Below are 11,553 nucleotides of genomic sequence, written 5' to 3'. Positions count from 1 at the left end.
GCTTTGATACGTAAGACCGGACTGGCGAGGTCGAGTTTACCAGCGTTCACATCGGTACCGGGTTTTCCCAGTTCGGGTACGCCCGCAAAATTCTCGGCAAACACTTCGTACTTACCCGATGGACGACCGTCTTTTCCAAACGGAATAAATGCGACAAAATAGCCACCCTGTTTGAGAGGAGCGCGGTTCCAGGACCCGTGGAAGCACACAAAGGCCCCATTTTTGTAACGGGCCGGGAAACTGGTACCCGTATAAAACAAGAGATCATTCGGTGCCCAATGGCCCGGAAACGCCATAATGGGTTTGTCCTTCCCGGCGCAACGATCCACTTTCGTACCATCACCACCATATTCAGGAGCTAGTAATTTCTGTTTTTTCTCGTGGTTATTGTAGCAATACGGCCAGCCAAAATCAGCACCCTCCTTTACCATTAGCATTTCTTCAGACGGGAACTCGGCGCTATACTCATCGGTAAATACACCACCCCAGTTGTTCAGGTTATCGCGGCCGTGCTGTAACGCGTAGAGCGTATTGGTTGCCGTATTCCAGTCGAGCGCTACGGCATTCCGGATACCCGTTGCGTAGCGTTTCCCATCAGCCTTATGCTGGTTTAATTTGTTGGCATCGAACTGCCATATCCCTCCATACTCTTCCAGAATTGGACAGGGGTCCATCCCTTTGGAGCCCTTCTGCCGGTCTTTTTCCTGACACGCATTCGATGGGGCACCAAAATTCACGAACAGTTTCCCGTCGGGCGAGATCGCCATTGACTTACTGGCATGCTGACGTTGGAGCGTTAAACCCGAAACAATTGGTTCGGCGGGCGTTGTTTCCAGTACCTTGCCGTTGGTCAGTTTATAGCGGTAAACCGACGTATCCGACGAAGCATAAAGGTAGTTGTTGTAAATAGCCGCCCCCGTGCCCGTATTGGTACTAAACATAACGGTCTGATCGGCGCGTCCGTCGCCATTGCTGTCCGTCAGTTCAGCCAGACCTTTGCCGTCATTAAGTTTTTCCAGCTTCACAAAGACTGTCCCCTCTTTATTAACGGCAATGTGCCGGGCTTTCCCAAGGTTATCAGCGAACACCAATGCGCCAAAGCCATTAGCGAGTTTAAGGCCACCGTTGTCCGGATCTGGTGCTATTGATGAGGCACTAGACTGGGATTTTATAGGTTTTTTAGTGCCAGTAAAGGCGACAGTTACAGCCGTCAGTAAAAGCAGAGCTGCTTTCATAATGAAAATGATTAGGTTTTCGGTACGTGAGCTAAACGGGTGATTTATGTTAAAAGTTTTTTAATGAAATCTACAAACCAGTCTATTTCGGTAATTTTGACGGGTATCTAACTAAGCAGTGCTACTTTTCCCGGCATATGAATAAACTCGTTACATTAATTATCCGCCAAGTAGCGGTTCTATCGCTAGGCTGGCTCTTATCGGTGCCCCTATACGCACAAAGTGATTTACCCCCACTGGCGCTGTCCCAACTGACTAAACCTGCAGGCTGGCAGTTAGTAGGCTCGGTATCCCCGAATGCCGATGGTACATCCATGCAACCGAAACCCGGCAATACTGTGCTGGTAGGTTCCAGTGAGCCCTTAACACTCCTAACGCCCACGGCCGATTTCCGGCTTCGCTTCGATGTACTGATGACGCCCAATGCCGATGTAGTTCTGAACCTACCATCCGGACAGTCGATTAGTCTCGAACACTCACAGGAAATTGCCCGTTTATTAAAAGCACCCGGTCTCTGGCAAACCGTCGATTTATGGTACAAAATCGGTAGTTCAAAAGAGTCAGCCGTCCTCGAAAAGATGGCCATCAATGGCGTAACCGTTCGCGAAGGGCAGATGTTGGCGGGTAAGGCATTAAGCCCCCTTACACTATTGGCCAAATCAGGCAACGTTGCCATTCGTAATGTTGGCTATCGGGTTATGACACCCCGCACCGTAGCGCAATGGGTTGGTCCACTAAGCTATACCATTGTAGAAGGTGGCTATATTCAGAATCCAGACGATGCGGCCAAGAAGAAAGTCTTGAAACAGGACACAACCAGCCTGCTGAATTACGAAGTTTCCTATGGTCAGCCTCGTCAATACACGATCTTTTTTACAGGCAAATTAAACGCCTTACAAGCTGGTGATTACCGCTTCGACCTGAATCAGGGTGGGCTGGCTGCCTTATGGATCGATGGGAAAGAGGTGCTGCCAATCAATCACCTTGAATTGGGCATGCCGAATTCGAATACCATTCCACTAACGGCGGGCCCTCACGACGTGAAGGTGTATTTCTCGCGCTCCTGGTTTCGGCCGGGCCTGGGGCTGTATGTATCGCAGGCGGGTACTCGTCCGCAACCATTGCACGCACCAACGTCGCTTCCCGAACCAGACCCCGTTGCCGTTGTTAGCGTAAATCCCGATTTCAATGACGCTGGTAATCAGATTCAACGCATCCGCTCGTTTGTACAACTGCCCGGCGAGAAAACGAAACGCACCCATAGTATGTCGGTTGGATCGCCGGTTGGTCTCCATTACACCGTAGACCTGAACCAGATGGCGCTGATTCAGGCGTGGAAAGGTGACTTTGCCAACACCACTGAAATGTGGTACGAGCGGGGTGAGCCACAACTCCTCGCACCGCTGGGAGCACCCGTCTATTTGCCTGCTCAAACGCCACTGATGGTATTAACGAATGACGCAACAGCCTGGCCCGATAGCGTAGGTGAAAACGTCCTGCAATACAAAGGCCTGACCATTGACAAACAGGGCGTTCCAACGCTCAGTTATTCTCTGGCCGGAACTACGGTAACAGATGCCACTCGGGCAGAAGGAAATGCGCTGGTTCGGACCTTGACCCTGACAGGTTCGCCCGATGGTACCCCTTATTGCCGGGTAGCGGCAGGAACAGCCTTAGAGGAAGTTGGTAAAGGGTTGTATGCCGTTAATGACCGAAGCTATTTCGTTCGCTTCGATCCGAAAGCTAAAGTGAAACTCCGTCAGAGTAACGGTAAGCAGGAATTGCTTCTACCCGTTGATACGAAAAACGGAGCAGGTTCAGTACAATATTCGATTGTATTTTAAACTGGTCAGTCATTAGTAGCCATTCAGCTAAGACAATTAATGACGATCAATGACCATAATGACTACTAATGACAATCAATAACCAGATCACCTGGCCTGAGTTTGAGAAAGTGGAAATCCGCACGGGGACTATCGTTGCGGCAGAAGCCTTTCCAGAAGCCCGGAAACCAGCCTACAAACTGACAATTGATTTTGGCGAATTGGGCACCAAACGGACCTCGGCCCAGCTCACTAAACTGTATCAGTTGGATGACCTGGTTGGCAAGCAGGTGGTGGCGGTGGTCAATTTCCCGCCGAAACAGATTGCCACCTTTATGAGCGAATGTTTGATTCTGGGTGCCGTTGCTGATGATGGCTCCGTAACCCTGCTCCAAACCGAACGCCCAACCCAAAATGGATTACGAATTGCTTAAAACTAATTGACAATGTATACTGTACAAGGCAGAATGAGCAAACTAGTACGCATAACGATGCTTATATTCGCTCATTCACTCATTTACTCATTCACTCATTTCACCTTCGCCCAGCGACCGGCGAGTGAAGAAGATTACTACCGGATCGTTACCCTGCCGATTCCGGAAGACATTAAACTCGAAGTAGGCGGTCTGGCTCCTTTGCCTGATGGTCGGCTGGCGGTTTGTACGCGCCGGGGCGAGGTCTGGATTATCAGTAACCCTTATATGCAGGGTAGCCGGGTGGCTACCTTCAAAAAATTTGCGTCGGGCCTGCACGAGCCGCTGGGCCTGATGTGGCACCCAAAAGGGTATTTCCTGTGTACACAACGGGGCGAAGTCACGAAACTGGTCGATAAAGATGGCGATGACGTTGCCGACGAATACAGCTCGTTCTATAAATGGCCACTGTCGGGTAATTATCACGAATATAGCTACGGCCCACTGCTGCTCCCCGATGGCGATATGGTTATTACGCTCAACCTCGACTGGATTGGTTACGGTGCCAGCCTGGCTAAATGGCGCGGCTGGATGCTCAAACTGACCGAAAAAGGCGAGATGACGCCCTGGGCAACAGGCCTCCGTTCACCAGCCGGTTTCGGACTTCTGCGCGATGGCAGTATTCTCTATACCGAAAACCAGGGCGACTGGGTTGGCTCAGGCCGGATGACGCATTTGACGAAAGGCGCTTTTGCGGGTAACCCTGCCGGTCTTCGCTGGTCGGGGGAGCCAGGTTCACCGCTGGCACTTAAGCCTGAAAATGTACCAAGCACAGGCAAACCCATGTTTGAGGTGGCCAAAACGATTAAAGAGCTGAAGGTTCCGGCGGTGTGGTTCCCCCATACACTCATGGGTATTTCAACCTCAGACTTTAAACAGGACACGACCAATGGTGCGTTTGGTCCATTTACTGATCAATTATTCGTAGGCGATCAGGGACACAGCAAAATTATGCGGGTAGCACTCGAAAAAGTCAACGGCGAGTGGCAAGGGGCTTGTTTCCCGTTCCGCGAAGGTTTCGAGTCAGGGATTATCCGTACCGTTTGGGGACAGGATGGCTCTATGTTCGTGGGCATGACAAGCCGGGGTTGGGCCGCAACGGGAAAAGAACCGTATGGCATTCAGCGCTTAGTCTGGACCGGCAAAACACCGTTCGAGATGAAAACCATTACCTCTAAACCCGATGGTTTCGAGATAACCTTTACGCTACCCGTTGATCGTAAAACCGCCGAAAACCCCGAAAGCTACAGCCTCAATAGCTTCACCTATCGCTACCACAAAACCTACGGAAGCCCTATTGAAGATGCCAAACCTGTACCCATCCGGGGCGTTGTTGTGGCCCCCGATGGTATGAGTGCCCGCATTGTAGCCGATACCGTTCTTCGCGAAGGCTACATACACGAAGTAAAATTGGAAGGTGTTCGGTCAGCTTCGGGAAGTATGCCGTTGTTGCATGCAACGGGTTACTACACCCTCAACGCCATTGCGCCGGGCGAGAAGCTAACCTTGCCTGCACGGGCCGTTGCTATTGCCAAGCACGAACACGCCGATATGATGGCGATGGAGAAAAAAGCAGCTACGACCGCAAGTAAAAACGTGAAAGCAGTTAGTGCGAAACGCGTTGTTGCCATGCCCGCCAACTGGACCAATGGCCCCGACCAATCCCTGACCATCGGCACCAAACCTGGCCTGAAATTCGATGTCGACAAGCTGGAAGTGAAAGCGGGCAGCAAGATCAAACTTGTGTTCAATAACAACGACGACATGCTCCACAACTGCGTTATTACAAAGCCCGGTGCCGCTAATGCCGTCGGCGATGCAGCCCTTCGGTTGAATTTGAATGGCCCAAAAATGAACTACGTTCCAAATTCGCCAAACGTACTGTATCATACCAACATTCTTCAACCCGAAACGTCCGAAACGATCTATTTCCTGGCTCCTACCGAACCCGGCGATTACCAGTTTGTCTGTTCATTTCCTGGCCACTCCTCGTTGATGCAGGGAACGTTAAAAGTTGTGAAATAGATTAAGATAACTGGCATTTTCGGCCATTGAAGGCTACCTTCCGGTCAGTAAACAATGACGCCCCATATTGGAAGCGTCATTGTTTTTTATGTCACCAACTGCTAAATCGTGTTGTTTTCCCGTTGTATCCATATGCGAACCGCTTCACTACTCACGATACTCTTTTTTATTTCAGTAACCGTCCACGCTCAACGACGACGCGCCGACGACGATACATCCCATTACCGAACTGTGCCCGTTCCGGCCCATCTGCTGCCCATTGAACGAGCTTACGGGTCATCGTCGTTAGGAAGTCTCTATTTTTATGGGGGTAAAAAACTCTCATCACCCTATTCGCTGGAGATCCCGTTCTTCGAACTGAATGATCCGGATGTATCCCACCATTTTCAGGTCTTTCGAACCGTAACTACGTTGAGCCGATTAACAGCTTTAGTCCCGCTGGCCTATATTCTCCTGAGTAACAATCGAACCAATGGCGCATACTGGTCAGTATATGGCGGTTCCATAGCGGCTTCGTTAACACTGTCGATTATCGGTAACAGTCAGGTTAACAAGGCCGTTAAACGCTACAACGAAATGCTTCGGCAACCCCGAATCGGGTTTTCTGCCGACCCTGTCTCCCTAACGGGACGAACCGCCATAGGCGTGGGGATTTCGCTGGGATTCTAGTATAAGCCTCCTGGGTAATTCACAAATTACGTAACTGAATTTTCATAGGGCTACTGCCATTATCTTATTTGGCCCGATCATCAATTTGCAAAATATTAATCGGCTTTGGGCGTAGGCAGAAGCGCAAACTAGGCTGGTTTGCGCTTTTTTGTTAGTTTCGCTGACTCAATCAGCAAACTCATGCAAACGAAATCGTTACCGATCCTTTTTGTCTCATTCTTTCTCCTTTCTCCCCTACTCAACGCCCAAACTATTTTAAACCGAGATCCGCAAATAGCTGACCTGATTAGCCAGGTTTCAGCCGATAGTTTGCGGGCGCACATCAATGGTCTAGTTAGTTTTGGCACCCGTCATACGCTGAGCGTACCTGCCGACGCTTCCGCTCAGGTTGGTAAAAAAGGGCTAGGTGCCGCCCGCCAGTGGATTCTGGGCAAGTTCAATCAATACGCCAAACAATCGGGTGGACGAATGACAGCCACGCTCGATACCTGGACGCTCCAGCCCGATGGCAAACGCGTAGATAAGCCTGCCAACATGGGTAATGTAATGGCTACGCTCAAAGGTACCGACCCCACCGATACCCGCGTTTTCATTGTACAGGGCCATATGGATAGCCGGGTTACAAACGTCATGAACCGAGAATCCGACGCGCCGGGTGCCAATGACGATGGTTCGGGTACAGCCGCCGTTATTGAGCTTTGCCGGGTTATGAGCAAGTCGTCATTTCCGGCTACGGTTATCTTCGTTACACTGACGGGCGAAGAACAGGGACTGTTAGGAGCCGAGCATTTGTCGGAGCGGGCGATCAAGGAAAAATGGAATCTGGAAGCCGTGCTGAACAACGATATTATGGGTAGCAACAATAGCAGCGATACCCGCATCATTGACAACACCCGCCTGCGCGTTTTCAGTGAAGGGCTGCCATCTAGTTTACTCAAAGACACGACTGGTCGTATTGGCCAGATTCAGCGATTTGGGAATGAGAACGACGGTAAAGCCCGTACACTGGCCCGGTATCTGAAAGAAATTGGCGAACGCTACGTCGAAAATCTGGAAGTGGTAATGGTGTATCGCAACGACCGCTACCTGCGTGGGGGCGACCATACACCTTATGTGCAGCGTGGATTTGCCGCCGTGCGCATGACCGAGATGAACGAGAACTACGAACACCAGCACCAGGATCTGCGCACCGAAAACGGTACGGAGTTTGGCGACTATCCGAAGTTCATGGATTTCGAATACCTGCGTAAAAACACAGCGGTCAATCTGGCCACCCTTGCCAATCTGGCCAAATCGCCAACAGTGCCACAAAAAGTAACGGTCGATGTTCGGAACCTGACAAACGCAACGGTTCTTTACTGGCAAGCTCCCCAGGCTGGTAAAGTAAAAGGCTATTACGTACTGATGCGTGAAACCTACTGGCCCTTCTGGCAGAAGAAATTCTTCACGACGAAATTGGGTATGACGTTGCCTTACTCGAAAGACAATTACTACTTCGCCGTACAGGCAGTTAGTGAAGACGGAAACGAAGGCTTGCCCGTGCTACCCGTACCGAATCTGCGGTAAGATTTTTTTAACCACAGAGGCACGGAGATTTAACACAGAGAATAGGGGTGTGAATTCTTTCAAAAACCACTTAAATCTCTATTTTCTCCGTTAAGTCTCTGTATCTCTGTGGTTAAGTATTTCCCTCTAAATCCCTTCTCCTATGTCTCCTCTCTCTAAACGGCAATTTCTAAAATCCCTTGTTGGCACAGCCGCCTTGTCGACCTGGGCAGGTCTGGACGAGACGCTGGCTAAAGTGGCGCATATATCTCCAGCTACGCTGGCACAAAACGAAAGCTTTTGGTCTAATATAAGGTCGGCTTACCCCGTAACAAACGAGTTCATTCAGCTCGAAAATGGCTATTATTCATTGGCTGCTCAACCGGTGATGGATAGCTACCTGAAGCATATTCAGCAGGTAAATACAGTATCGTCCTATTACATGCGGACACGCCAGTTTGCCGACAAACGGGAGTCACAAACGCGACTAGCCAACTTGTTGGGTTGCTCCACGGATGAGTTGATCATTACCCGAAACACCACCGAATCCTTGGATACGGTTATTGGCGGACTGCACTGGCAAGCAGGTGACGAAGCCATTATGGCCCAGCAGGATTATGGCGCTATGCAGGATATGTTCAGGCTTCAGGCCCGGCGACACGGCATTGTGAATAAGACGCTTTCGCTACCCAATCATCCCAAGTCCGATGAGGAAATTGTGAGTCTGTATGAAAAAGCCATCACGCCCAAAACGCGGTTGCTGATGGTTTGCCACATGGTGAATATTACGGGTCAGATTCTGCCCATTCGCCAGATCACCGAGATGGCGCATAAACACGGCGTGGAGGTGTTGGTGGATGGAGCCCATGCATTCGCGCAGTTAAATTTCAAGATGAGTGACCTCGGTGGCTGCGATTACTACGCCAGCAGTTTACATAAATGGCTGGGCACACCGCTTGGCGCGGGTATCCTGTACGTGCGAAAAGACAAAATTGCCCCCCTCTGGCCGCTCTTCGCTGATAGCAGTGTTCCCGACAACGATATCCGCAAGCTGAATCATACCGGCACGCACCCCGTAGCCACCGATCTGGCTATTCAGGACGCGATCAAATTTCACACGGGAATTGGTATTGAGCGAAAGGAAGCCCGGCTTCGGTATCTGCAACATTACTGGACCGATCAGGTACATCATCATCCCAACATCGTCCTGAATACACCCGAAGCACCCGCTCGTTCCTGCGCCATCGCCAACGTAGGCATAGCTGGAAAACCACCCGCTGAACTGGCTAAAATCCTGTTCGACAACTACAAGATATTTACGGTAGCTATTGACTCTCCCCCTGTGCAAGGGGTACGCGTTACGCCCCACGTATACACAACGACAGCAGAGCTGGACCAATTCGTGAACGCATTGAAAGAACTGGCTACCTAATGTACCTACGGGCTTTAGCCCGCGTACTATCAGAATAAAGTACGGGATTATTGATTTGAACTAATTAACCGCCGTTTTGCTAGTCTTCAAAACCCCCAACCCCCTGAAGGGGGCTTTTCTCCCCAGTGAACTAAGCCCCCTTCAGGGGGTTGGGGGTTTTGAAAGCCCAAAAAGGACAAATTTTATGTAGGCAGTTATTTAATACAAATCAATAAGTCCGTAGGTACATAAATACCTTATAACCTTTACTATTCGTCACTATGAACCGCTCAATCCTCTTCATCCTCCTTACTATCTCAACCCTCGCCAGTCTGGCGCAGACGCCAGTTAAAAAGCGGCCGATGACGCCCAAAGACATTTATCGACTCCAAACTGTCAGCGATCCGCAGGTTTCGCCCGATGGCAAGTGGATTACCTATGGTCTATCAACCGTCGATACAACGAAAGATAAACGCAACGCCGATCTCTGGATGGTGAGCTGGGATGGCAAAGAGTCGGTTCAGCTCACCAACAGCCCCGATGGCGAATCCAGAGCGCGGTTCAGCCCGGATGGAAAATATATTTCGTTTGTATCGGCCCGGCAAGGCGCTACTAAAGGCCAGATCTGGTTGATGGATCGCCGGGGTGGTGAAGCTAAAAAACTCACTGAGCTGAAAACCGATCTGGAAGATTACGGCTGGTCGCCAGATGGGAAGAAGATCGCGATGGCGCTACGCGATCCTGACTACGCCGATTCGGCCAAAACCAAGGTTCGGAAACCCTATGTCCTTGACCGGTACCAGTTTAAGGCCGATGTAAAAGGCTATCTGGAAAAAGGCTCTGTTCACTTGTACCTCTATGACGTAGCGACGAAAAAACTCGATACGCTAACCACCGGTCTTTATGATGAAACGTCACCCGTTTGGTCGCCCGATGGGTCGCAACTGGCGTTTGTGAGTAACCGGACGGAAGATCCCGACAAAAACCAGAACACCAATATTTATATGATCGACGCTCGTAAAGGTGCGACTATGAAGCAGTTGACGACCTGGACCGGGGCCGACAATAACCCAGCCTGGAGTCCAGATGGCAAGCACATTGCCTATTTACGCTCGACCGCGTCGAGTAATTTTCTGATGTATGACCAACCGGTGCTGGCGGTACTGGACCTGGAGGGTGGAGAACCCATGCTACTCTCGAAAACGCTGGATCGCCCTGTTCGGAATCCAACCTGGACTAAAGACGGACGAACCATTGGTGTGCTGGTGCAGGACGACCGGCAGTCCTATGTTGGCCAGTATACCTATCCTGAAGGGAAATTCGCCAAATTAACGGGAGGTAACCGGGCCTTCAGTAATCTGGAAGCAGCCCCGGCCGACAACTGGGTAGCTTTATTAAGCGAGCCCCAAACCCCCGGCGAACTGTATGCCATTGAAAACGGGACACCCCGCCGACTTACACACGTACAGGACGATTTTCTGGTCCCCCTTGAACTGGCCACTGTGGAAGGATTTACGTCGAAGAGTAAAGATGGCGCACAGGTGTCGAACGTATTGTATCGGCCCGTCAACAGTCAGGCAGGCAAAAAGATGCCGACCATTTTCTACATTCACGGTGGGCCGGTGTCGCAGGATGAGTTTTCCTTTGATCTGACCCGGCAACTGCTGGCGGCTGGAGGCTATGCGGTTGTAGCCGTCAATTACCGGGGCAGCAATGGCCGGGGCCTCGACTACACCAAAGCGATCTACGCCGATTGGGGAAACAAAGAAGTGCTGGACATTCTGGGAGCCGCCGATTATGTTGTGGAGAAAGGTATTGCCGATCCCGACCGACTGGGTATTGGTGGCTGGAGTTATGGCGGCATTCTGACCAACTACACCATTGCTACCGATACTCGCTTTAAGGCCGCAGCCAGTGGAGCCGGGAGTTCGCTGCAATTGTCCATGTACGGCATCGACCAGTATGCCAATCAGTACGAAAATGAGTTAGGGACGCCCTGGAAAAACACAGATAAATGGTTGAAACTGTCCTATCCATTCCTAAAAGCGGACCGCATCAAAACGCCAACGATGTTTATGGCCAGTGAGAAAGATTTTAATGTACCTGTGGCAGGCAGCGAGCAGATGTTCCAGGCCCTGCGCTCATTGGGCATCCCAACTCAGTTAATCATTTACCCCGGCCAGTTTCACGGCATTACGGTACCTAGTTATCAGAAAGATCGGGTTGATCGGTATTTGCAGTGGTTCGACAAATATTTGAAGCCGAAGACACTCTAACACACCTTAATTAGTACATCACCATCTAGATAAACAATGGTTTTATACACTGATAGTGCATCGAAAAATCAGATTTCAGCGTACTATTGGTATTGT

The 11,553-nt window shown here is 50.5% G+C and carries 8 protein-coding genes; 7 read left to right on the top strand and 1 reads right to left on the bottom strand.

Annotation, left to right across the window (positions count from 1 at the left end):
- Window positions 1-1,235, bottom strand: a 1,235-nt coding sequence (locus ACYVGO_RS06705) for a PQQ-dependent sugar dehydrogenase (protein WP_460968507.1), incomplete at its 3' end; no start/stop codon positions are given.
- Between the two features lie 137 nt (window positions 1,236-1,372).
- Between ACYVGO_RS06705 and ACYVGO_RS06700 the strand changes: the two genes are divergently transcribed.
- From ACYVGO_RS06700 to ACYVGO_RS06670, 7 genes are all read left to right on the top strand, one after another.
- Entirely contained in the window at window positions 1,373-3,079 is a 1,707-nt protein-coding gene (locus tag ACYVGO_RS06700; RefSeq protein ID WP_460968506.1) for a PA14 domain-containing protein, read from the top strand.
- 68 nt (window positions 3,080-3,147) lie between these two features.
- Window positions 3,148-3,492 (top strand): tRNA-binding protein, encoded by a 345-nt coding sequence (locus ACYVGO_RS06695; protein WP_460968504.1) that lies wholly within the window; start codon window positions 3,148-3,150, stop codon window positions 3,490-3,492.
- A gap of 33 nt (window positions 3,493-3,525) precedes the next feature.
- Window positions 3,526-5,556: a plastocyanin/azurin family copper-binding protein gene (locus ACYVGO_RS06690; protein ID WP_460968502.1), complete on the top strand. Its 2,031-nt coding sequence runs from the start codon at window positions 3,526-3,528 to the stop codon at window positions 5,554-5,556.
- A 132-nt stretch (window positions 5,557-5,688) separates the two neighbouring features.
- Entirely contained in the window at window positions 5,689-6,225 is a 537-nt protein-coding gene (locus ACYVGO_RS06685; protein WP_460968501.1) for a hypothetical protein, read from the top strand.
- 180 nt (window positions 6,226-6,405) lie between these two features.
- Window positions 6,406-7,791, top strand: coding sequence for a M28 family metallopeptidase (locus tag ACYVGO_RS06680; RefSeq protein ID WP_460968499.1), 1,386 nt, complete (start codon window positions 6,406-6,408; stop codon window positions 7,789-7,791).
- A 142-nt stretch (window positions 7,792-7,933) separates the two neighbouring features.
- Complete coding sequence (locus ACYVGO_RS06675) at window positions 7,934-9,202, top strand: aminotransferase class V-fold PLP-dependent enzyme (RefSeq protein WP_460968497.1); 1,269 nt, start codon at window positions 7,934-7,936, stop codon at window positions 9,200-9,202.
- 260 nt (window positions 9,203-9,462) lie between these two features.
- Window positions 9,463-11,457, top strand: a complete 1,995-nt coding sequence (locus ACYVGO_RS06670) for an alpha/beta fold hydrolase (RefSeq protein WP_460968496.1) — start codon at window positions 9,463-9,465, stop codon at window positions 11,455-11,457.
- Window positions 11,458-11,553 lie beyond the last annotated feature (96 nt).

The organism is Spirosoma migulaei, assembly GCF_054776855.1.
The sequence above is the reverse complement of the archived record's forward strand: the minus strand, read 5'-3'. Positions and strand labels throughout refer to the sequence as shown.